The 22,638-nt window shown below is 67.2% G+C and carries 18 protein-coding genes; 13 read left to right on the top strand and 5 right to left on the bottom strand.

The features are described 5' to 3' along the window. The first annotated feature begins 15 nt into the window (after positions 1-15). The 4 genes from ftsY (at position 16) to H7J86_RS04800 (ending at position 5,798) form a co-directional block, all read left to right on the top strand. A complete protein-coding gene (ftsY, locus tag H7J86_RS04815; protein WP_267289652.1) occupies positions 16-1,377 on the top strand; it encodes a signal recognition particle-docking protein FtsY in 1,362 nt (453 codons plus the stop codon). A 166-nt stretch (positions 1,378-1,543) separates the two neighbouring features. Beyond that, positions 1,544-2,899 carry an ammonium transporter gene (locus H7J86_RS04810; protein WP_372517218.1) on the top strand — a complete coding sequence of 452 codons (1,356 nt, stop codon included), beginning with the start codon at positions 1,544-1,546 and terminating at the stop codon, positions 2,897-2,899. Between the two features lie 5 nt (positions 2,900-2,904). Beyond that, on the top strand, positions 2,905-3,243 hold the full coding sequence (locus tag H7J86_RS04805) for a P-II family nitrogen regulator (protein WP_003881099.1): 339 nt from the start codon (positions 2,905-2,907) through the stop codon (positions 3,241-3,243). An 80-nt stretch (positions 3,244-3,323) separates the two neighbouring features. Beyond that, the gene (locus H7J86_RS04800; protein WP_090356889.1) at positions 3,324-5,798 is read left to right on the top strand and encodes a [protein-PII] uridylyltransferase; all 2,475 of its coding nucleotides are present in this window, start codon (positions 3,324-3,326) and stop codon (positions 5,796-5,798) included. On the opposite strand, the gene H7J86_RS04795 is transcribed toward H7J86_RS04800, so the two are convergent. Beyond that, entirely contained in the window at positions 5,795-6,061 is a 267-nt protein-coding gene (locus H7J86_RS04795; RefSeq protein ID WP_090356887.1) for a helix-turn-helix domain-containing protein, read from the bottom strand. The two genes, H7J86_RS04800 and H7J86_RS04795, sit on opposite strands and share 4 nt — an antisense overlap. Before the next feature lie 84 nt (positions 6,062-6,145). Between H7J86_RS04795 and map the strand changes: the two genes are divergently transcribed. The 5 genes from map (at position 6,146) to H7J86_RS04770 (ending at position 10,418) form a co-directional block, all read left to right on the top strand. Next, a complete protein-coding gene (gene map / locus H7J86_RS04790) occupies positions 6,146-6,937 on the top strand; it encodes a type I methionyl aminopeptidase (protein WP_267290581.1) in 792 nt (263 codons plus the stop codon). Between the two features lie 55 nt (positions 6,938-6,992). Beyond that, positions 6,993-7,856 (top strand): helix-turn-helix domain-containing protein, encoded by an 864-nt coding sequence (locus H7J86_RS04785; RefSeq protein ID WP_267289650.1) that lies wholly within the window; start codon positions 6,993-6,995, stop codon positions 7,854-7,856. Between the two features lie 150 nt (positions 7,857-8,006). Then, positions 8,007-8,522 (top strand): nuclear transport factor 2 family protein, encoded by a 516-nt coding sequence (locus H7J86_RS04780; RefSeq protein WP_267289648.1) that lies wholly within the window; start codon positions 8,007-8,009, stop codon positions 8,520-8,522. Beyond that, a complete protein-coding gene (locus tag H7J86_RS04775) occupies positions 8,519-9,523 on the top strand; it encodes an NAD-dependent epimerase/dehydratase family protein (protein ID WP_267289646.1) in 1,005 nt (334 codons plus the stop codon). Before H7J86_RS04780 ends, H7J86_RS04775 begins: the two co-directional genes overlap by 4 nt. A gap of 235 nt (positions 9,524-9,758) precedes the next feature. Continuing rightward, complete coding sequence (locus H7J86_RS04770) at positions 9,759-10,418, top strand: nuclear transport factor 2 family protein (RefSeq protein WP_267289644.1); 660 nt, start codon at positions 9,759-9,761, stop codon at positions 10,416-10,418. Between the two features lie 216 nt (positions 10,419-10,634). On the opposite strand, the gene H7J86_RS04765 is transcribed toward H7J86_RS04770, so the two are convergent. Continuing rightward, the gene (locus H7J86_RS04765) at positions 10,635-12,821 is read right to left on the bottom strand and encodes a molybdopterin-dependent oxidoreductase (RefSeq protein WP_267289642.1); all 2,187 of its coding nucleotides are present in this window, start codon (positions 12,819-12,821) and stop codon (positions 10,635-10,637) included. Between the two features lie 114 nt (positions 12,822-12,935). Between H7J86_RS04765 and ffh the strand changes: the two genes are divergently transcribed. Further along, positions 12,936-14,504 carry a signal recognition particle protein gene (ffh, locus tag H7J86_RS04760; protein WP_267289640.1) on the top strand — a complete coding sequence of 523 codons (1,569 nt, stop codon included), beginning with the start codon at positions 12,936-12,938 and terminating at the stop codon, positions 14,502-14,504. 3 nt (positions 14,505-14,507) lie between these two features. Next, entirely contained in the window at positions 14,508-15,581 is a 1,074-nt protein-coding gene (locus tag H7J86_RS04755; RefSeq protein ID WP_267289638.1) for an amidohydrolase family protein, read from the top strand. Here the strand turns inward: H7J86_RS04755 and H7J86_RS04750 are convergent. The 3 genes from H7J86_RS04750 to H7J86_RS04740 form a co-directional block, all read right to left on the bottom strand. After that, positions 15,578-17,110 (bottom strand): diflavin oxidoreductase, encoded by a 1,533-nt coding sequence (locus tag H7J86_RS04750; protein WP_267289636.1) that lies wholly within the window; start codon positions 17,108-17,110, stop codon positions 15,578-15,580. The two genes, H7J86_RS04755 and H7J86_RS04750, sit on opposite strands and share 4 nt — an antisense overlap. A 74-nt stretch (positions 17,111-17,184) precedes the next feature. Further along, positions 17,185-18,006 (bottom strand): D-alanyl-D-alanine carboxypeptidase family protein, encoded by an 822-nt coding sequence (locus H7J86_RS04745; protein ID WP_267289634.1) that lies wholly within the window; start codon positions 18,004-18,006, stop codon positions 17,185-17,187. Between the two features lie 64 nt (positions 18,007-18,070). Beyond that, entirely contained in the window at positions 18,071-18,943 is an 873-nt protein-coding gene (locus H7J86_RS04740; protein WP_267289632.1) for a D-alanyl-D-alanine carboxypeptidase family protein, read from the bottom strand. A 145-nt stretch (positions 18,944-19,088) separates the two neighbouring features. Between H7J86_RS04740 and H7J86_RS04735 the strand changes: the two genes are divergently transcribed. Both H7J86_RS04735 and ngg read left to right on the top strand, forming a co-directional pair. After that, positions 19,089-20,897, top strand: a complete 1,809-nt coding sequence (locus H7J86_RS04735; protein WP_267289630.1) for an N-acetylglutaminylglutamine amidotransferase — start codon at positions 19,089-19,091, stop codon at positions 20,895-20,897. Positions 20,898-20,899: 2 nt separating this feature from the next. Beyond that, positions 20,900-22,609, top strand: a complete 1,710-nt coding sequence (gene ngg, locus H7J86_RS04730; RefSeq protein WP_267289628.1) for an N-acetylglutaminylglutamine synthetase — start codon at positions 20,900-20,902, stop codon at positions 22,607-22,609. Positions 22,610-22,638 lie beyond the last annotated feature (29 nt).

Here is a 22,638-nt window from a genome sequence, read left to right as displayed (position 1 = left end):
TGAGACAATGGCGGCGTGTCAGATGCTCTGTGGATCGCACTTGCGGTCATCGCCGTTCTGGTTGTCGCTGCGCTGGTTGTCGGGCTGGTGCGCTACCGGCGCCGGCAGATCACCCTATCGAAGCAGGACACCGCCACCCCGATCGATCGCTCCGGCGGGTACACCGCTGCCTCCGGGATCACCTTTGCCGAGGCGCCGCCGAAACCGGCGCCCACCGGTGAAGCGCCGACAAAACCGGCACAGACCTCGACGGGGACCGGCTCGCCGGGGGTGGGCGATGACGCCGCGGTACCCCGCGACGCACCGAAACGCACCATCTCCAATGTGCAGCTGCCCGAGCCGCCGGTCGAGGTGGCCGAACCTGCACCCGTCGCCGAACCCGAGCCTGCACCCGAGCCCGAGCCCGCCCCGGTCGTCGAGGAGATCGCCCCCGCCCCGGTCGATGGCGGCGCCATTGCGCCGACCGAAGGCCGCCTGGAGCGGCTGCGCGGGCGGCTGGCGAAATCGCAGAACACGCTCGGGCGCGGCGTGCTCGGCCTGCTCGGCGGCGGCGACCTCGACGAGGAGTCGTGGGAGGAGATCGAGGACACCCTGCTGATCGCCGACCTCGGCCCGGTGGTCACCACCTCCGTGGTTGCGGCACTGCGCGAGAAGATGGCCAGCTCCGGGGCCCGCACCGAGGCCGACGCCCGCGCCGTGCTCAAGGAGGTGTTGGTCGCCGCGCTGCGGCCGGAGCTGGACCGCTCGATCCGGGCCCTGCCACATGCCGACAAGCCGGCGGTGTTGCTGGTCGTCGGGGTCAACGGCACCGGCAAGACCACCACGGTGGGCAAGCTGGCCCGTGTGCTGGTCGCTGACGGCCGCCGCGTCGTGCTGGGCGCGGCCGACACCTTCCGGGCGGCCGCTGCCGACCAGCTGCAGAGCTGGGCGGTGCGGGTGGGCGCCGAAGTGGTCCGCGGAGCCGAGGGGGCGGACCCGGCCTCGGTGGCCTTCGACGCCGTGGACAAGGGCATCGCGACCGGCGCCGACGTCGTCGTGGTCGATACCGCGGGACGCCTGCACACCAAGACCGGTCTGATGGACGAGCTCGGCAAGGTCAAACGCGTGGTCGAGAAGCGCGCCAAGGTGGACGAGGTGCTGCTCGTGCTGGATGCGACGATCGGCCAGAACAGCCTGCCGCAGGCCAAGGTTTTCGCCGAGGTCGTCGACATCACCGGTGTGGTGCTGACCAAACTCGACGGAACCGCGAAGGGCGGCATCGTGTTCCGCGTGCAGCAGGAACTCGGTGTTCCGGTCAAGCTCGTCGGTCTCGGCGAAGGCCCCGACGATCTGGCCCCATTCGAGCCGTCGGCGTTCGTCGACGCCCTCCTGGTGTAGGTCATCAGCCGGTAAACCTGCAGCGCGTAACACCGGAGAAACGAAACCGGTCGATCCGTTCACGTGCACGAAACGCCAGCGCGTCGTCGGCGAAACAACTACTCGCCAGAGTTCCCTACCAGGTCAACGGTGCCTAACCGTGGCATGTCGAAGGAGGATGCTGGGAGTGGACGGATTTCCGATGATGGGTATACCGGACACCGGTGATACCGCATGGATGCTGGCCAGTGCCGCACTCGTGTTGCTGATGACGCCAGGTCTGGCGTTCTTCTACGGCGGCATGGTGCGAGCCAAGGGCGTGCTCAACATGATCATGATGAGCATCAGCTCCATGGGCGTGGTGACGGTGTTGTGGGTGCTGTACGGCTACTCGCTGGCCTTCGGCAACGACAAGTTCAACCTGTTCGGAGATCCCACTCAGTACTGGGGACTCAAGAGCCTGATCGGCGGCACCTACCTGCAGCTGCACCCGGAGGACGCGGCGGTCTCGATCCCGTTGGCCGGCACCATCCCGCAGACGGTGTTCGTGGCCTTCCAGGCGATGTTCGCGATCATCACCGTCGCCCTGATCTCGGGTGCGGTGGCCGACCGCCTCAAGTTCGGCGGGTGGTTGCTGTTCTCGGGGCTGTGGGCCACGTTCGTCTACTTCCCGGTGGCGCACTGGGTCTTCGCGTTCGACGGTGTCACCGCCGAGCACGGTGGCTGGATCGCCAACAAGCTCAAGGCGATCGACTTCGCCGGTGGTACCGCGGTCCACATCAACGCCGGTACGGCAGGTCTGGTGCTGGCGATCATCCTGGGCAAGCGTCTCGGCTGGCCCGGAAGCCCGATGCGGCCGCACAACCTGCCCTTCGTGATGCTGGGCGCCGGCCTGCTGTGGTTCGGCTGGTACGGGTTCAACGCCGGTTCGGCGGTGGGCTCCAACGGTATCGCCGGTGCGACGTTCATCACCACGACCGTGGCCACCGCGGCGGCCATGCTCGGCTGGCTGGTCACCGAGCGCATTCGCGACGGCAAGGCCACCTCGCTGGGTGCGGCTTCGGGCATCGTGGCCGGTCTGGTCGCCATCACCCCGTCCTGCTCCTCGGTGAACGTCGTTGGCGCCCTGGCCATCGGTGTGATCGCCGGTGTGGTGTGCGCCCTGGCCGTCGGCCTGAAATTCAAGTTGGGCTTCGACGATTCGCTCGACGTCGTGGGTGTCCACCTGGTGGGCGGCATCATCGGTACGCTCATGGTGGGCCTGGTCGCCGCGCCGGAGGCACCCGCCGCCGTCGCCGGCCTGTTCTACGGCGGAGGCGTCGATCAGCTGATCAAGCAGGCCATCGGGGCCGGCGCGGTTCTTGCGTATTCGGCCATCGGTACGGCTATCTTGGCGTTGATCGTGAAATACACCATTGGCCTGCGTCTGGACAAGGAAGAGGAGGCCTCCGGCATCGACGAGTCCGAGCACGCTGAAAGCGGTTACGACTTCGTCGCTGTCGGAACCGGTTCCGTTCTTGGTCGCCACGGCGCGGAGGGATGAGGAAAATGAAGCTGATTACTGCGATCGTCAAACCGTTCACCCTGGAAGACGTGAAGACCGGTCTCGAGCAGACGGGCATCCTCGGGATGACCGTCAGCGAGGTCCAGGGTTACGGGCGTCAGAAGGGCCACACCGAGGTCTACCGCGGCGCGGAGTATTCCGTGGATTTCGTGCCGAAGGTGCGAGTCGAGGTCGTGGTCGATGACTCCGCTGTCGACAAGGTGGTGGACGTCATCGTTCAGGCCGCCCGCACCGGCAAGATCGGTGACGGCAAGGTGTGGGTCAGCCCCGTGGACACCGTCGTGCGGGTGCGCACCGGTGAGCGGGGAGCCGACGCCCTCTGACCGCACGCTGAGCTGAGGGGGTCTCTCCCGGCCAATTGCAGTAATTGACCGTTTGTTAGGTATGGCCGGGGGAGGACCGAATGACAGAGCAGACACCAGATCCCGCTGCCGGAGCGTCCCGATGGGAGGCGCCGGCGGCGGGATCGCTGCGTCCGGCAACGGATCTGGCCAAGGCGTCCGAACAACTGCTGACCGCCGGTGGGCGCCAGCTCGATTCGGCTGCGCTACGGGCCGCCCTGCTCGATCTCAACGAATTCTGGCTCACCACCAAAGCCACCGAGATCGGCATCACGGCCACGAGTGGTTTCGCGATCGTCGCGACCGGCGGCCTCGGCCGCGGTGAGCTGTTGCCCTACTCGGATCTGGATCTGACGCTGCTGCATGACAACATGCCCGCCGAGATCGTCAGCCAGGTCGCCGACCTGCTGTGGTACCCGTTGTGGGATGCCAACATTCGCATCGACCACAGTGTGCGCACCGTGCCGGAGGCGCTCAATGTGGCCGCCGAGGACGTGTCCGCCGGACTGGCGATGCTCGATGCCCGGCATATCGCCGGCGATCAAGAGCTGTCCACCCTGCTGATCGGCGGGGCGCGACGGCAGTGGCGCACCGGTATCGCCCCTCGATTCGAGGAGTTGGTCGAACACGCCCAGGCCCGCTGGCAGCGCAGCGGACAGATCGCGCACCGTGCCGAACCGGATCTCAAGAACGGCCGCGGCGGCCTACGTGACGTCCAGCTGCTCAACGCGCTGGCGATCGCGCAGCTCGCGGACGTGTATCCCAGCCGGATGCTTGCCTCGCCCACCGGCACCTTGGGTGGCGCGCATCTGGCGCTGCTGAACGTGCGCACCGAACTGCACCGCATCTCGCGACGCGGTCGGGACCAGGTGCTGGCCCAGTACGCCGACGAGATCGGTGCCTCGCTGCGCATCGGGGACCGCTTCGATCTGGCCCGGATGCTCTCCGACGCGGCCCGCACCGTCAGCTACTACGTGGACGCCGGTATCCGCACGGCAGGGAATGCCTTGCCGCGGCGCGGGTTCGCCGCGTTGCGCCGACCGGCCCGCCGGCCGCTCGACGAGGGAGTGATCGAATTCGCCGGCGAGGTGATCCTGGCCCGCGACGCGCGACCGGAACGCGATCCCGGGCTCATCCTGCGGGTCGCGGCCGCCTCCGCCACCACCGGACTGCCCATCGCCGCCTCCACGTTGAGCCGGTTGGCCGGCGCCGCACCGGAACTGCGTACACCGTGGCCACGTGCGGCGCTGAAAGACCTACTCGTCATGCTGTCGGCCGGCCCCGCCGCGGTGGCCACCGTGGAGGCGTTGGACCGCACCGGTCTGTGGGGCCGGTTGTTCCCCGAATGGGGTGCGGTGCGCGACCTGCCGCCCCGCGATGTGGTGCACATCTGGACCGTCGATCGTCATTTGGTCGAAACCGTCTCACGGGCAAGTGCTTTCACCACCCGCGTGGCTCGGCCGGACCTGCTGGTGCTGGGCGCACTGCTGCACGATATCGGCAAGGGACGCGGCGGCGACCACAGTGTGATCGGGGCCGAGCTGGCCACCCAGGTGGGCACCCGGTTGGGGTTGTGGCCCTCGGATATCGAGGTGCTGTCCAAGATGGTGCGCTATCACCTGCTGCTCCCCGATACCGCCACCCGCCGCGATCTGCAGGACCCCAAGACCATCGATCACGTGGTGAACGCCCTCGGCGGTGACCCCGTGCTGCTCGAGTTGCTCCAGGCGCTGGCCGAAGCCGATTCGCTGGCCACCGGCCCGGGTGTGTGGGGAGACTGGAAGGCTTCGCTGATCGGCGATCTGGTGCGGCGGTGCCGCCTGGTGATGGCCGGTGAGTCGCTGCCGCAGCCCGACCCCATCGATCCGCGTTATCTCTCGCTGGCATCGGATGCGGGTGTGCATGTCGACCTCGTCCCGGGCGACGGTGCGCATATCCACAACGTCACGATGATCGCACCCGATCGCCGCGGACTGCTGTCCAAGGCGGCCGGGGTCTTGGCACTCAACTCGCTGCGCGTGCACTCGGCGTCGGTCAACAGCCACGAGGGCATGGCGATCAACACGTTCGTGGTGTCACCGCATTTCGGGTCGCCACCGGCGGCCGGACTGTTGCGTCAGCAGTTCATCCTGGCGCTCGACGACGAACTGGATGTCATCGAATCGCTGGAACACCGTGATCGGGATGCGGCCGGTAACACCAGGGCGGGGGAGGTCGTGTCCGCCGTCCCGGTGAACCAGGTCAGCGCCCCGCCGCGGATCCTGTGGTCGGAGGGTTCCGGTCCGAACGAGTTCATCGTGCAGGTGCGTGCCGCTGACCGGCCGGGTCTGCTGGCCCGCCTGACCGCGGTGATCGAGCGCGACGGGCTGGATATCGCCTGGGCCAAGGTCACCACCCTGGGATCGGCGGTGGTGGACGTCTTCTGCATCACGGTTCCGGTACTGACCGAGGAGACTGCCGCACTCCGCCGCGAACTCGAGCGCGACCTGTACGGGGTACTCCCCGCTCCACCGAAGCCGGTGTCCGAGGCCAGCTAACCCGTATGCCGGAGATCGGCCCGGGCGAAGCAGCTCTCGGCCAGCGCATCCAGTGACAACGGCAGCACGCGGGCCAGTGCCGCGATGGTGCTGAACGCCGGGGTGGCCAGCCGGCCGGTTTCGATCTTGCGCAGTGTCTCCGGGGAAATGGCCGCGGCTTCGGCGACTTCGGCGAGGGTGCGGTTGCCCCGCGCCTGACGGAGTTGTTCGCCCAGGCGCTTGCCGGCGGCGAGTTGTTCTGCGGTCAGCGGGAGGCGCACCATGCGGTCAGCCTACCTCGGACTCGGTATGAAAATACCGATCACTCGGGTACGGTGGTATTTTCATACCGCTCAGGAGGCATGGCTTTGGTGGAGTTGAAGACGGCANACGAGATCGCGGCGATGGACGTCACCGGGACCTTCATCGCCGAGCTGCTCGATGACCTGGCCGGCCGCGCACGGCCGGGGGTGAACCTGCTCGAGCTCGAGGAGCGAGCCCGGGTGCTGATCGCCGAGCGTGGCGCCCAGTCGTGCTACTGGGATTACGCGCCGTCGTTCGGGCGCGGGCCGTTCCGCAATGTCATCTGTCTGTCGGTCAATGATGCGGTGCTGCACGGGCTTCCGCATGACTACGTGCTCGCCGACGCCGACCTGCTGACCATGGACATCGCGGTCTCCATCGACGGATGGGTGGCAGATTCGGCTCGCAGCATCATCATCGGCACCCCGCGAGCCGAAGATCGGCGCTTGATCGCGGCCACCGAGGAGGCGCTGGCGGCGGGTATCGCGCAGGCGCTGCCCGGGAACCGACTGGGGGACATCTCCGCCGCGATCGGCGAGGTGGCCGCCGACTACGGGTATCTGGTGAACACCGAGTTCGGTGGACACGGCCTGGGTCGGACCATGCACGAGGATCCGCACGTCCCGAACATCGGGCGCCGCGGGCGCGGTCTCACCCTGCGTCCCGGGCTGACGCTGGCACTGGAGCCCTGGTTCGCGGCAGGCACCGACCGGATCGTCTTCGACCCCGACGGGTGGACCCTGCGCTCGGCGGACGGTTCCCGCACGGCGCACAGTGAGCACACCGTCGCCGTCACCGACGGCGCTGCGCTGGTGCTCACCTCGCGAGAGCGGGTCACGGCCTCGATGGCTGACTAACGACTGTGCTGCCAGTAGTCTTCGAATGATCCACAGCCTCGCAGCAGGAGTTCTCGTGACCAGTTCGTCCCCGCCGACCCGTCGGGTCGTCGAGATCATTGAACTCCTGACGCAACGCCGGGATACCTCAACGCGCCTGAGCGACATCGTCAAAGAACTGGATCTGAACCAGGCAACCGCGTACGCCATCATGAAGGAGCTCGTCGACACGGGCTGGGTGACCAGGGATCCCGACACCAAGGCATTCGCGATCGGCGCGGCACTGGTGGGCCTCATCAGGCAGATCGACCAGTCTGCACTGAGCTTGAATGCCGCCGCGCAGGCCGCCACCGCTGACACCGGATACGCCACATCGGTGTCCGAGCGCGTCGGGAATCAGTTGATCATCGTGGCATTCGTCACCGGAGCCAACGGTCCCGACGATCAGTGGGATCCGTCGGTCGGCGACCGCCTACCTTTCGCCGCTCCGTTCGGTCCGGCGTTCGCCGCATGGGAGCCCGATGACGAACGCCGAGCATGGATTCGGCGCAGCGGAGTCAACAGTCCGGCATTCCATGCTCAGCTCGAGCAGTTCCTCGACGACACCTTGGGCCAGGGCTTCAGCGTGGAACGCTTGAGCCCGGAGATGGTGTCTGCGTTGCCCGTCATGACCAGGCTGCAGTCCGAAGCGCTCTCGGATTCGATGCGCCACAATCTCGACCAGGTGCTGGTGGAGATGGCCAGCGGTCCGAAGCCGACTCCTGCCGGCCGGCAGCGTCACTACGTCGGATCGATCACGGCCCCGGTGTTCAACTCAGGCGGCCGGGTAACCCACAACATCGGCGTGCATCCGTTCGCTGATCTGTCCGCTCGCAAGATCGAGCAGATCGGACACCGGCTGCGCCGGTTGGCCGATGCGATCACCGCACAGGCTTCCTAGGAGATCTGGCCGGGCCGGACCGCTGGCGATGCGAGTGGCAGGCACGCCGACACATTGACGCGCACGGCAGCCTCCGCTACGTTTCGCATATTCAGCTACTGAAGTTGAATATTCGTCTTGTCGGGGCGGCGGCGGCAGGTGGGTGGTGCGGTGACGGTATCGGAGTTCGGTGGCGTGGTGTGGCTCAGTGATCTCGAAGAGATTCGGCAGCTGAAGGCACGCTACTGCCGGTTGCTGGACAGCAAGGACTGGGCTGCGTGGCGAACCCTGTTCGCGGAGGACTTCATCAGCGATACGTCTGAGGCGGGCGGCCGGCTGATCACCGGGGCCGACCATTTCGTCCAGTCGGTCCGCGAACACCTCGGCAAGCCCTCCCAACCCACCGTGCACCAAGTCCATTCACCCGAGATCACCTTGACATCAGTGACCACGGCGACGGGTGTGTGGGCGATGCAAGACGTGATCCGGCTGGCACCCGGCGTGAACCTTCTCGGTTACGGCCATTATCACGAAACCTACGCCAAGGTCGACGGCCAGTGGGTCATCCGAACGTCACGGCTCACTCGACTCAGGGAGGACCTCTTCAATCCTTTCTTCTCCGTTCGTGTTCCGCGTTCGCTTCGCGATATCGGCGCATCGCTGGCTCGAAAACGCGCGGCACAATGAATGATCTGGGTGGCCGCGGTCACCCGAAGAAGTTGGTCATCGGCGCGAGCGGATTTCTCGGCTCCCACGTCACGCGCCAGCTCGTCGAAGCGGGGGAGGACGTGCGCGTCATGCTTCGCCGCACCAGTGACACCCGCGGCATAGATGATCTCACCGTCGAACGGTGTTTCGGAGACGTCTTCGATGATGCTGCGCTGGCACACACGATGGCCGGTTGCGACGTCGTGTATTACTGCGTGGTCGATGCGCGGATGTGGCTTCGAGACCCCACGCCGTTGTTCCGCACCAATGTCGAGGGGTTGCGACACGTTCTCGATGCGGCAGCGGCGGCCGGCCTACGTAAGTTCGTCTTCACCAGTACCACAGGCACATTGGCTATCAGCAACAGCAGACCGGTGACTGAAGTCGATGTGCACAACTGGACTGACGGTGGTGCCTACATCGCCAGTCGCGTGCAGGCGGAGAATCTCCTGCTGCGGTACTGCCGAGAGAAGAACCTGCCCGGCGTTGCCCTCTGCATTTCCACCACATATGGTCCCGGCGACTGGCAGCCGACACCGCACGGCTCACTCATTGCGCGGGTCGCGGCCGGCAAGTTCCCGTTCTACTTCCGTTTCTCATCGGAGGTGGTCGGCATCGAGGACGCGGCCCGCGCCATGCTGCTCGCCGCAGAGCGCGGCAAGGTCGGGGAACGTTACATCATCTCCGACCGCTATCTGAGCACGCGCGAAGTGCACGCGATCGCCGCAGCCGCGACGGGACGGCGGCCGCCCCGCATCGGCATCCCCATGGGAGTGCTGTACTTCATGGCTCATCTCAACGATCTGGCGAGTCGAGTGTTGCGGCGCGACCTGCCGTTTGCGGTGGTCGGATTGCGCATGGCCGCACTCATGTCGCCTCTCGACCATGGCAAGGCGGCCCGCGAGCTCGGTTGGGAGCCTCAAGGTGTCGACATCGCAATTGACAAGGCTGCCAAATTCTTTGCAGCTCAGCGTGTCTAGGGTGGCAGAGACCCTCCGTATCTGAAAAATGTTCTGCGGTAAGCGATCTGATTACCAGCGCCGAGCGGGCTCGCGCCAACTTGCTGTCGTGGAGTGCTTGACGGGTTCGTCGAGCCTGTCTAGGCTTCATATATTCGGGTGTCTATGTTGAACTATCGACATCCTGTTCATATCCGCCGGCGCGCTCCGGGTGGCCCAGAGATCATCGAATCCCCACTCAAGGAAGAGAAGAGTAATGCCCGTAGAAGATAACTTCCTGTTCTCCCGCAAAGACATTCAGCGGCGCATGCGCCAGGGCGCCGTTGCCGTCGGCACGGCGGTCATGATGTTGGGCGGTGTCAACGTCCCGATGGTGAACGCCGACCCCTTGCCGTTGCCGAGTCTGTGTGGTTATTCATCGCCCGGTGACGATTCGGGCGTGGAGGTCGATGCCATCAAGGCACTCAAAGCGACGTACTTCGCGAGCATCGATGCGAAGAACTGGGATGGCCTCCGTGATCTTCTCGACCCCAACGTCGTCGAGGACACCACCTGCAGCGCGGGTCCGATCCTCTACGGCCGTGACGCGTTCATCTCGTTCCTGAAGCTCACTCTTGGTGGGGCCACCACACATCATCAAGGCTCCGATCCGCATATCAAGGTGAATTCCGCCACCACCGCTTCGGGATTGTGGACGCTGGAAGACGTGCTGGTCTTCGGCGGCACGCTCGGAGTGCACGGCTACGGTCACTACAACGACACCTACGTGAAGACCGACGGTAAGTGGGTGGTGAAGACGTCGAAACTCACCAGGACTCGGATCGACCTGATCAATCCTGCGAACGGCGCGGTGATTCAGTCGGACGCCTCGCTGCTCGACGTTGCGGCCAAGGTAAAGGCCATCGTCGGCGGGTGACGGGCAGATCTTCGAGGGCGTTCCGGTGAAGGTCGACGGCCAATCGTCGCGTTGCATTGCGATGAGAGTCGGATTGATCCTCGCCCGTGACCTGCCCGGAGATTCGTGTACGCCCGACGATGTGTTGTGGGCGAACGCAGTATTGGCCCCGGCCATGGAAGTGATCGACGCCCACGTCGAGGACGATGCGCGTGAGTTTCGGGTGAGGACGCCGAGTCAGCCGGCGGTGACGGTCACCCAGGTGTTGTTCACCGCGGCCGTCCCGGTGAATGCGTCCACCTGATCGGGGTCGTGCAGCGCATTGACGTTCGCCCCGGGCAGGGTGCTTGCGTGCCGCCAACCGGTGCCCTGATGACCCCAGCCGTGCGGCACCGCGACGGTGCCGGGCCGGATGTCCTCGCTGATGTCCAGCGGCACATCGATTTCCCCGACGGCCGAGGCAACCCGGACGGTGTCACCCTGGGCAAGCCCGCGGGCCAGCGCGTCATCGGGGTGCATCAGGACGGTGCACTTGTTGTTCCCGCCGGTCATCGTGGGCACGTTGTGCAGCCACGAGTTGTTGCTGCGCAGTTGCCGACGCCCGATGAGCTGCAGATCGTAGGTGCGCTCGGAACGGTCGGCGGACTCGCGCAGGTACGCCGCAGCGGCCTGCACGAACTCTGCCGGCGCCAGCGCGACCTTGCGGTCGCGGGTGGCGATGACCTCACGCAGGCGTGGCTGCAGGGGACCCAGATCCAGGCCACCCCGGCTGGACCGCAGGTCATTCATGGTGATCCCGTTGCGACCCCGCCGCAGCCGGCCGTACGGTCCGGTCGCCAATACCAGTGTGGCGACGCGCATCGGGTTGATCGCATCGATCAGCCGGCTGCGCAGCGCCGCAGGCACCCGCCGCAGCGGGGTGGGCAGCAACTCCAGTGCCAGCCTGGTGAGAATCTCCCAGTCCTCCTTGGCACCTGCCGGCGGGACGAAGGACCGGTGCTGGTACCGGACGTTGTTGCGCACACTGAAAACGGTGGTCAGCAGACTGACGTCCGCGCGTTCCAGCGGCGACACCGGCGGCAGGATGAAATCGGCGTGCCGGCTGGTCTCGGTGACGTACATATCCACTGCCACATAGAGATCCAGGGTCGCCATGGCCTCGTCGAGGCGGCCGTTCTGCGGGATGGACGACACCGGGTTGCCGGCGTAGGTGATCATCGCCCGGATCTGGCCGTCGCCCGGGGTGAGTATTTCCTCGGCCATGGCCACCGCGGGCAATTCGGAACGGAACGACTTGTACCGTCCGGACCGGTCGGTGAACTTCCCGTGCTTGAGGGGAAGGCGCTTGGCCAGCCGGGGAGCGTCGACGATCGGTGTGGAGAACATCGTCCCGCCCGGCCGGTCCAGGTTGCCGGTCACCGTGTTGATCACCATGACCAGCCAGCTCACCAGGGTGCCGGTCTCCTGCTGGCAGATACCGATCCGGGCGTAGATCGCGGCCGATTCCGCTGCGGCGTGCTCGCGCGCGAGGGTGCGGATGGTGTCGGCATCAACCCCCGCCCGCTCGGCGACGGCCTCCGGGGTGGCCGAGGCGACCAGCCGCCCGAGCTCGGCCCAGCCGGTCGCCTGTTCGGCGATCAGGGCGGTGTCGCACAGGTTTTCACTGACAAGGACATTCAGCATGCCGAGCAACAGGAAAACGTCCCCGCCCGGGCGCACCCCGACATGCTGATCGGCCAACCGGGCGGTTTCGGTCCGGCGCGGGTCGATCACGACGACCTTCCCGCCGCGGTCGCGCACCGCTTTGATCCGCCGTTTGGCGCCCGGCATGATCGACAACGACCCGTTGGACACCGCCGGGTTCGCACCGAGGACCACCAGCCGGTGGGTGCGGTCGATATCGGTGATCGGCATCAGCACGTTGGAACCGAACACCCGCCAGGCCGCGTACTCGTGTGGCATCTGGTCGATCGAGGAGGCCGTGAAGAAATTCGGCGTCCGCAGGGCCATCCGCAGCAGCATCCCGTAACCGGCACCGGAGCTGTGTGCGGCCGGGTTGCCCAGGTACATGCCCACCGACCGGGGCCCGTGGAGCCGGCGGACCCGGCGCAGCCGGGCACCGATCTCGGCGAACGCCTCGTCCCAGCCGATCGGCTCGAACCCGTCGCCCACCCGCCGCATCGGGGTGCGCAGCCGGTCCGGATCGTCGTGCAGACCGCCCATCGCCGTGGCCTTCGGGCAGATGTAGCCCTTGGACAACACGTCGTCGGGATTGCCCTCGATGCGGCTGACCTTCCCGTCGGTCACCGTCACGTGGATCCCGCAGTGCGCCTCACACAGGGTGCACTGACTGAGATGAGTGGTGCTCCTGGCCTCGTGCGACGAGTTGCGGACCTCGGGCAGGGGGACGTCGATCGCTGTCATGGGGCCTCCGGCGACTTGGTCAGCGTGCGCTCGCAGACTAGCGCGGGCACACCGGGCTGCGGGCCGAGTCCGCGTGAGTTCCTCGCCCCTGCGCCCGACCGTTAGGCTTACCAGGTGTTTGAATCGCTGTCTGACCGGTTGACCGGTGCACTTGCTGGCCTGCGCTCGCGGGGTCGGCTGACCGACGCCGATATCGACGCGACCGCGCGCGAGATCCGGCTGGCCCTGCTCGAGGCTGACGTCTCGCTGCCCGTGGTGCGCGCGTTCGTCGGGCGCATCAAGGATCGCGCCAAGGGCGCGGAGGTCTCCGGCGCCCTCAACCCGGCCCAACAGGTCGTCAAGATCGTCAACGAGGAGCTCGTCGGCATCCTCGGCGGCGAGACCCGCCAGATCGCCTTCGCCAAGACCCCACCGACTGTCATCATGCTGGCCGGTCTGCAGGGCTCCGGTAAGACCACGCTGGCCGGCAAGCTCGCCAAGTGGCTGAAGGCCAAGGGCCACACCCCGCTGCTGGTGGCCTGCGACCTGCAGCGCCCCGGCGCGGTCCACCAGCTGCAGATCGTCGGTGAGCGCGCCGGCGTCTCGGTGTTCGCGCCGCACCCCGGGGTGTCACCGGACGGCGTCTCGATCGAACAGATGACCACCGGCGACCCGGTGTCGGTGGCGGCTGCGGGCCTGGCCGAGGCGAAAGCCAAGCATTTCGACGTCGTGATCGTCGACACCGCCGGCCGCCTCGGCATCGACGAGGAACTGATGGCCCAGGCCGCGGCCATTCGCGACGCCGTGCAGCCCGACGAGACGCTGTTCGTCCTGGACGCCATGATCGGTCAGGACGCCGTCAGCACCGCCGAGGCCTTCGGGTCCGGCGTCGGCTTCACCGGCGTGGTGCTGACCAAGCTCGACGGTGACGCCCGCGGTGGTGCGGCACTGTCGGTCCGGGAGATCACCGGTGTGCCGATCCTGTTCGCCTCGGCAGGGGAGAAGCTCGAAGACTTCGACGTCTTCCACCCGGACCGGATGGCCAGCCGCATCCTCGGCATGGGTGACGTGCTCACCCTCATCGAGCAGGCCGAGCAGGTCTTCGACCAGCAGAAGGCCGAGGATGCCGCCGCCAAGATCAGCTCCGGGGAGCTGACGCTGGAGGACTTCCTCGAGCAGATGCTGGCAATCCGCAAGATGGGGCCGATCGGGAACCTGCTGGGCATGCTGCCCGGTGCCGGCCAGATGAAGGACGCGCTCGCCGCCGTCGACGACAGCCAGCTGGACCGGGTACAGGCCATCATCCGCGGGATGACACCGGCGGAGCGGTCCGATCCGAAGATCATCAACGCGTCCCGCCGCCTGCGCATCGCCAACGGCTCCGGTGTCAGCGTCTCCGAGGTCAATCAACTCGTGGATCGGTTCTTCGAGGCTCGAAAGATGATGTCGCAGATGGCCGGGCAGATGGGAATGCCGTTCGGCCGCAAGAGCTCTCCGCGCAAGGCGGCCAAGGGCAAGAACAAGCAGGCGGGCAAGAAGAAGGGTCGCGGCCCGACGCCGCCGAAGGCCGCCAATCCGCTTGGCGTGGGCGGGCTGCCCGCGGGCTTCCCGGATCTGTCGAATATGCCCAAAGGCCTCGACGAACTGCCACCGGGCCTGGCCGACTTCGACCTGTCCAAGCTGAAGTTCCCGGGCCAGAAGTAGCCCGTGGCGCTGCACGTTCGCGGCCGGGGCCTGCCCGACGGCGAGGAGGTGCAGTGGTGGATCCACCAGGGGGTGTTGTCGGCGGAACCGATCGCCGGCGCCCACACCGTGTTCGGGGCTGACGGGGCCGGCGGCTGGATCATCCCGGGGCTGGTCGACGCCCATTGCCACGTCGGGCTCAAGCCCGGTGGCGCCACCACCTTCGATGAGGCCGTCGCGCAGGGCGAGGCCGAGCGCGACGCCGGCGCGCTGCTGCTGCGCGATGCCGGATCCCCGGTGGACACCCGTGCTTTCGACGACCGGGAGGACCTGCCGCGGATCATCCGCGCCGGCCGACACCTGGCCCGGCCGAAGCGCTATATGCCGGGTCTGCCCATCGATATCGAGGATGAGTCGCAGCTGCCCGCCGCCGTCGCCGAACAAGCCCGTTGGGGCGACGGCTGGGTGAAGCTGGTCGGTGACTGGATCGACCGCGGGATCGGCGATCTGGCCCCGCTGTGGTCCGACGGCATCCTCGTCGACGCCATCGCGGCCGCGCACGCGAACGGCGCCCGTGTCACCGCGCACGTGTTCGGCGAGGACGCGTTGCCCGGCCTGATCAACGCCGGCATCGACTGTATCGAGCACGGCACCGGCATCACCGAGGACACCATCGACCTGATGCTGGCACACGGTACGGCGCTGGTACCCACCTTGATCAACATCGAGAACTTTCCCGGGATCGCCGATGCGGCAGGCAAATACCCGTCCTACGCCGCCCATATGCGCGAGCTGTACGCCTCATGCCATCAGCGCGTCGGCGCCGCCCACGAGGCCGGGGTGCCGATCTTCGCCGGTACCGACGCCGGTGGGATGATCGCGCACGGCCGGATCGGTGACGAGATCGCGGCACTGCGGACCGTGGGCTTGAGTGCCACCGACGCGCTGGGCGCGGCGTGCTGGGATGCCCGCGCCTGGTTGGGTCGGCCGGCGCTGGAGCACGGCGAGTCCGCGGACCTGTTGTGCTTCACCGAGGATCCCCGGCTGGCCGGTGTCGGGCACCCGGATGTGGTGATCCTGCGTGGGCGGGTCTACTAGTAGACGTCGCGCACGTAGCGATGTGACTTCACGAGGTCGTTGACGTAGGTATGCGCGGCGTCGGCGTCCATGCCGCCGCCACGTGCCACGACCTCGTGCAGGGTGGCGTCGACATCCTTGGCCATCCGGTCGGCGTCGCCGCACACGTAGACGTACGCGCCGTCGGCCAGCCAGCTGAAGAATTCCTCGGCATTCTCCGACATCCGGTGCTGCACATAGACTTTGGCATCCTGATCGCGGGAGAACGCCAGGTCGAGCCGGGTCAGCGCGCCCGACTCCAGGAAGTCCTCCAGTTCCGCGCCGTACAGATAGTCGGTGGCCCGGCGGCGGTCGCCGAAGAACAGCCACGCGCGGCCTGTCGCGCCGGTGGCCTCGCGTTCCTGCAGGAAGGCGCGGAACGGGGCGATACCGGTGCCGGGCCCGATCATGATGATCGGAACGTCGGGGGCGGGCAGCCGGAAGTTGTGGTTGGGGCGCAGGTGGACGCGGACGCGGTCGGCGCGGTCGGCCAGGAAGGTCGACGCGACGCCGCTGTGATCACGGTCGGCACCGGGATAGCGCACCGAGGCCACCGTCAGGTGGATGCGTTCGGGGTGGACCAGTGGGCTGGAGGCTATCGAGTAGTCACGGAATCCCAAGGGGCGCAGGGTATCCAAGACTTCCTCGGTCTTGAGGCCGGCGCGCTTGATGAGGTCGAGGACATCCTCTCCGTAGGCGGCCGGACCGGCCACGTCCTGCAGCGCGCGCGACGGCGTGCGGATCTCCAGCCGCTCGGTCAGCAGCACGCCGAGCGGTTCGTCGTGGTCGGGCACCATGTGATCGGGTCCCACGCCCAGCTCGGCCAGGATGAGTGCGACCAGTGCCGGGTCGTTGGTGGCATGCACCGCCAGGGAATCGCCGGCCTGGTAGGTGAGGCCCAACCCGGCGAGATCGACCTCGTAGTGGCGCACCTCCTTGTCGGATTCGGCGGCGGTGAGCAACCTGTTCACGACCAGCGCCGCCTCGAACTCCTCGTGGCGTTCCCGGGCCGCGGCTGGTGCCGCGACGGCCTCGGTGGGTGCGGTGGCGCCGCGCTCGGCGGTCAGGATCTTCACCACATCGGCGGTCCACGCCTTCGCCGGCTGTTCGTAGAAACCGTCCACATCCACCCGGTCGACGATTCGGGTCGCCCCCAGCTGCTCCAGCTTCGCGTCGAGCAGTTTGCCTGCGTTGCAGAAGAATTCGTACGAGCTGTCGCCGAGCGCCAGAACCGAGAAGCTCAGATTCTCCAACCGCTCGGTGCTGGATTCGAGCGCCTCCCAGAACAGCGTCGCGCTATCGGGGAATTCACCCTCGCCGAAGGTCGACACGACCGCGAGGAAATGGGTGGCCGACTGCAGTTCGGAGACCTCGACCTGGTTCAGTTCGATCGCCTCGGCCTGGATGCCCAGCGGGGCGACCGATTCGGCGAAGGTCATCGCGGCATCCTCGGCATTGCCCATGTCCGTGCCGAAGGCGACGATCATCGATATCTCTGCAGTGCCGGTCAACTCGGTTCCCCTCAATGTGCGTTCGCAAAATTAGGGTCACCTTACTTGATATGCGGTGCCACGCGGTGGCCACCCTACGCGGACCGGCTGAAACCCCAGTCGAGCAGATCGATCGCCTGTCCGTACAGATCCCCGTTGCCGTACATCTGGACCACCACCAGCCGGCGGTTACCCCGCTGGGCGGCGCCGACATAGGTGTGCTGGGCCAAGTTGGTGTATCCGGTCTTGCCGCCCAGGTCGCCCGGATAGCGACTCAGCAGCTCATTCTGATTGGTGAGCACGCGACCCGGGAACTGCGCCGAAGGCTCCCGCATGATCTGTGCGATGAGCGGATAGGTCAGCGCCGCGCGGAAGATCACCGCGAGATCGTGCGGTGTCGTCACCGTCTCCCAACCGGGACCGTCCAGCCCGGAAGGGGAGGACGCCTTGGTGTGCCGGGCGCCGAGCTGTTGTGCCTTGGCATTCATCCGCGCCACCGCCACCTTTTGGCCGCCCAGCATATCGGCCAGCATGTTCGCCGCATCGTTGCCCGACACCATCAGCAGCGCTTCCAGCAGTTGGCGTGTGGTGTAGGCCTGGCCGGGTTTCAGTCCGACGCAGGAACATTCGACCTTGGTATGGGACGCGTTGGCGCGCGCGAAATTGTCCGGCCGCAGATTGTCCAGTACGACGGTGGCCAGCAGCACCTTGATGGTGCTCGCCGGGGCATAGCTGCCGTAGGGATCCTGGGCGGCCAGCACGGCCCCGGTGTCCAGGTCGGCGAGCAGCCAGGCCTTGGCCGGCCCGTTGGCGAACGCCTGCACGCCGGCGAGTTCGGCGTCCGGGGCCGCATAGGCGACCCCAGCGCTCAGGGCTGCGGTCACGGTGAGCAGCGTCGCCGTCAGGAGTCTTCGCACGCGCGTCGAGATTACGGCGCACAGGACTCGCTCAGCGCGCGGTGAGGTTGCCGTTCTGCATCATCTACAGCGCGCCGACGGAGCTGCCGTGGCCCTGGGCGAATCCCCAGTCCAGCAGGGCGGACGCCTGATCCCAATACGTCGGCCCGCCCTCATGGATCAGCCCGTGCATCAACACCACCACCAGGCGCCGGCCGTCGCGCTGCGCCGCGCCGACGAAGGTCTTTCGGGCCAGATCGGTGAATCCGGTCTTGCCGCCCAGCATGCCGGGATAGCGGGCCAGCATCTCATCCTGGTTGACCAGCACCCGGTCACCGGTCTTGCTCGGGAACAGCGCGGTGGGCTGGGCGGTGATCTCGGCGAACACCGGATGCGCCAGCGCGGCGCGGAAGATCGCCGCCAGGTCGTGCGGCGTGGTCCAGACGTCGACTCCCGGGCCGTCGAGTCCGGACGGGCTGCCGGCGATGGTCCCCGTCGCGCCGACGGACACCGCTTTGGCGTTCATCTTGGCGATCGCGGCATCGCGGCCACCGAGCATGGTGGCCAGGGTGTTGGCGGCGTCGTTGCCCGACACCAGCAGCAGCGCCTCGAGCAACTGACGTGTGGTGTAGGTCACGCCGGGTGTCACCCCGGCGCAGTTGCATTCGACCTTGGTGTCGGCGTCGTTGGCGACGACGGTCGCGTCGAGCGGAAGGTCGTCGAGGACTGTCAGGGCCAGCAGGACCTTGATGGTGCTCGCCGGGGCGTACCGGCCGAATTCGTTGCGGGCGGCCAGCACCTCGCCGCTGTCGATATCCGCGACCAGCCAGGCCTCCGCCGGTCCGTCCGGCGCGGGCGCGGCGCCGGCGGGTATCTCCAGATCCGCCGAGGCCGGCGGCGGCCCCGAGGTCACGACGAGCGCCAGGCAGGTGAGCAGCACGGTCAGGAATCGCCCCATGGGTGCATCAGCCTAGCGCGGAGCACCCACTGTGATCCGGGTCGCGGGTTTGAAGCCGTTCCAGGCGGGTACCCGTGCTCGCGGGCGACGTATCGCGCTAGCACCATGCTCGGTCGCCCCTGAAAAGGAAGAGGTGGTTCACGCCATGTGCGGCATCGCGGGCGAGATCGCTCGCGGACGGGCAGCAGATATCGGAGCCATCGCGTCGATGGCTGACACCATGGTCCCGCGCGGACCCGACAGCGGCGGATTCTGGGCGAAGGACGGGGTGGCCTTCGGGCACCGGCGCCTGGCGATCATCGACCTGTCCAGTCATGGTCACCAGCCGATGCACGACCCCGAGCTGCACCTGACCGTGGCCTTCAACGGCTGCATCTACAACTACCCGCAACTACGCGATGATCTGATCGCGAAGGGCTACCGCTTCTTCTCGCACAGCGACACCGAAGTGGTGCTCAAGGGCTTCCATGCGTGGGGCGAGGGTGTGGTCGACCGCCTGTACGGGATGTTCGCCTTCGCGGTCACCGACACCGACACCGGCGCGGTGCTGCTGGCGCGGGACCGGCTCGGGGTCAAGCCGCTGTACTGGGCCGACATCGCCGGGCCGACCGGCGCCTTCCGGTTCGCGTCCACGTTGCCCGCGCTGGTGGCCGCAGGCGGAGTGGACACCTCGATCGATCCGGTTGCGCTGCACCACTATCTGAGCTTCCATTCGGTGGTCCCCGCCCCGCACACGATCCTGCGCGGTGTCCACAAGCTCGCCCCGGGCACCGTCATGCGGATCGATCCGGAGGGCCGACGGGTGGAACGGACCTATTGGTCCCCGGTCTTCGAGCGCGTGCCGGAGCGCGCGTCCTGGTCGGAGAACGACTGGGAAGAGGCCGTGCTGGCCTCGCTGCGCACCGCGGTGGAGCGGCGCCTGGTGGCCGACGTGCCGGTGGGTTGCCTGCTGTCCGGCGGACTGGATTCCAGCCTCATCGTCGGGCTGCTGGCCGAGGCGGGACAGCATGGGCTGCAGACCTTCTCGATCGGCTTCGAGGCCGCGGGCGGCGAAGAGGGCGACGAGTTCAAATACTCCGATGTCATCGCCCGGCACTTCGGGACCGACCATCATCAGATCCGTATCGACACCGCGCGGATGCTGCCCGCACTGTCGGGGGCGATCGGGGCGATGAGCGAGCCGATGATGAGCCACGACTGTGTGGCGTTCTATCTGCTCTCCCAAGAGGTCAGCAAGCATGTCAAGGTGGTGCAGTCGGGCCAGGGTGCCGACGAGATCTTCGCCGGCTACCACTGGTACCCGCCGATGGCGCACGCCGGCGACGGTGACGTCGACGGCGCCCTGCAGCGATACCGCACCGCCTTCTTCGACCGCGACAACTCGGGCGTGAACGCGCTGCTGCAACCCCAATGGCGGCTGGACACGGACGTGGCAGGCGATTTCGTGCGCGCGCAGTTCGCCGCCCCCGGTGCGGCCACCGCGACCGACCGGGCACTGCGGCTGGACACCACCGTGATGCTGGTCGACGACCCGGTCAAGCGGGTGGACAACATGACCATGGCGTGGGGACTGGAAGGCCGGGTGCCGTTCCTCGACCACGAACTCGTCGAGTTGGCCGCGACCTGCCCGCCGGGCCTGAAGACCGCCCATGACGGCAAGGGTGTGCTGAAACAGGCTGCGCGCCGGGTCATCCCGGATGCCGTCATCGACCGGCCCAAGGGTTACTTCCCGGTGCCCGCGCTCAAACACCTGGCGGGGCCCTACCTGGACCTGGTGCGCGACGCGCTGCACAGCGACGCCGCCCGCTCCCGCGGACTGTTCGACGCCGGGGCCGTCGGCGACCTGCTTTCCGACCCGAACGGAAACCTCACTCCGCTGCGCGGTAATCCGTTGTGGCAGATCGGATTGCTGGAGATGTGGCTTGCCGAGCACATCGATGGAGGCCGTAGTTGACCATGTCGGAGACACGGGATGACGTCGGAGTGGTGCAGGACCTCGGCTGGGGCCGGCTGGTCTTCGGCCAGACGTTCGACGACCCTGCGGAGTTCGGCACCGCGTTGCGGGCCGAGGCCAGCGGCCGCCGCGATATCGGCATGTACCTCGATGCCCCGCACGTCTTCGTGGCCCTGCACCCGCAGGAGTTCTTCATCGACCCCAGCTTCACCTACCGGCTCACATTCGACGACCGCGGCGAATTCTGGCCGGGTGAGGTGCCCGGGGTCGTGGTGCGTCCCGTGCAATCGCCGGCCGACTGCGCCGCGATCAACGAGATCTACCTGCGCTGCCGGATGGTGCCCGCCGATATCGACCTGATGTGGAACAACGTCGAGCACGAGCGGCACATGGTCTATCTGGTGGCCACCGACGAACACACCGGCGCACTGATCGGCACCGTGACCGGTATCGACCATCAGCAACTGTTCGGGGACGTCGAGAACGGCTCAAGCCTGTGGTGCCTGGCGGTGGACCCGTCGGTGTCGCGGCCCGGTGTCGGGGGCCTGCTGGTGCGCTCACTGGTGGAGGAGTTCATCCGGCGCGGCCGCGCCCAGATGGACCTGTCGGTGCTGCACGACAACGAGGGCGCGATCGCGCTGTACGAACGGATGGGATTCCGCCGCGTTCCCGCGCTGGGCATCAAGCGCAAGAACGCCATCAACGAGAAGCTCTTCGCCCCGGTGCAGGAGGAGGAGGGCTTCGCCGAGTTGAACCCGTACGCCCGCATCATCGCCGATGAGGCCATCATGCGGGGGATTCACGTGGAGGTGCTCGACGGTAAGGGTGGCTACCTGCGGCTGACCCACGGGGGAACCAGTGTCGTCACCCGAGAGTCGTTGTCGGAGTTGACCAATGCGGTGGCGATGAGTCGCTGCGACGACAAACGCGTGGCACGCCGAGTGGTGTCCGAGGCGGGTATCCGGGTGCCGCGGGGCCGGACCGCGACCTTCGACGACGAGGACTACGCCTTCCTGCGCGAGGTGGGGTCGGTCGTGGTCAAGCCCGCACGCGGCGAGCAGGGGGCCGGTATCACCGTCGGGGTCACCCAACCCGACGAGCTGGACCGGGCCTTGAGCTGGGCCGCCAAGCACTGCCCCGACGTGCTCATCGAAGAGCGTTGCGAGGGTGAGGATCTGCGACTGCTGGTGATCAACGGCAAGGTGATCGCCGCGGCAGTCCGGCGCCCACCGGAGGTGGTGGGCAGCGGTAAACACACCGTGCGGCAGCTCATCGAGGCGCAGAGCCGCCGGCGATCGGCGGCCACCCACGGGGAATCCGTGATCCCGGTCGACGAGGTCACCGCCGACACCGTGCGGGAGGCGGGCTGGGAGCTCGACGAGGTGCTGCCCGTCAACGAACGGCTGACCGTGCGGCGCACCGCGAACCTGCACACCGGCGGCACCATCTGTGATGTCACCGACGAGGTGAACCCCACGTTGGCCAGGGTGGCCATCGACGCCGCCGACGCGATCGGCATTCCCGTCACCGGTATCGACCTGATGGTGCCCGCGGTCGACGGTGAGGAATATGTGTTCATCGAAGCCAACGAGCGCCCCGGGTTGGCCAATCATGAACCGCGCCCGACGGCAAAGGCCTTCGTGGATCTACTCTTTCCCCGTACCGCGGCCACACCGTGGGCCTGGCAGCCCGAACCGGTCGATCAGGGCTAGGCCGCCGGGGTTGCCTATGCGACCCCGAT

This window comes from Mycobacterium hackensackense, from assembly GCF_025822555.1.
Taxonomy (GTDB): Bacteria; Actinomycetota; Actinomycetes; order Mycobacteriales; family Mycobacteriaceae; genus Mycobacterium; species Mycobacterium fluoranthenivorans.
The sequence above is the reverse complement of the archived record's forward strand: the minus strand, read 5'-3'. Positions and strand labels throughout refer to the sequence as shown.

Coding starts and splice junctions, on each gene's coding strand:
- H7J86_RS04805 (WP_003881099.1), top strand. CDS start 2,905: ATGAAGCTGATTACTGCGATCGTCAAACCGTTCACCCTGGAAGACGTG.
- H7J86_RS04800 (WP_090356889.1), top strand. CDS start 3,324: ATGACAGAGCAGACACCAGATCCCGCTGCCGGAGCGTCCCGATGGGAG.
- H7J86_RS04795 (WP_090356887.1), bottom strand. CDS start 6,061: ATGGTGCGCCTCCCGCTGACCGCAGAACAACTCGCCGCCGGCAAGCGC.
- H7J86_RS04775 (WP_267289646.1), top strand. CDS start 8,519: ATGAATGATCTGGGTGGCCGCGGTCACCCGAAGAAGTTGGTCATCGGC.
- H7J86_RS04770 (WP_267289644.1), top strand. CDS start 9,759: ATGCCCGTAGAAGATAACTTCCTGTTCTCCCGCAAAGACATTCAGCGG.
- H7J86_RS04765 (WP_267289642.1), bottom strand. CDS start 12,821: ATGACAGCGATCGACGTCCCCCTGCCCGAGGTCCGCAACTCGTCGCAC.
- H7J86_RS04740 (WP_267289632.1), bottom strand. CDS start 18,943: ATGGGGCGATTCCTGACCGTGCTGCTCACCTGCCTGGCGCTCGTCGTG.
- H7J86_RS04735 (WP_267289630.1), top strand. CDS start 19,089: ATGTGCGGCATCGCGGGCGAGATCGCTCGCGGACGGGCAGCAGATATC.
- ngg (WP_267289628.1), top strand. CDS start 20,900: ATGTCGGAGACACGGGATGACGTCGGAGTGGTGCAGGACCTCGGCTGG.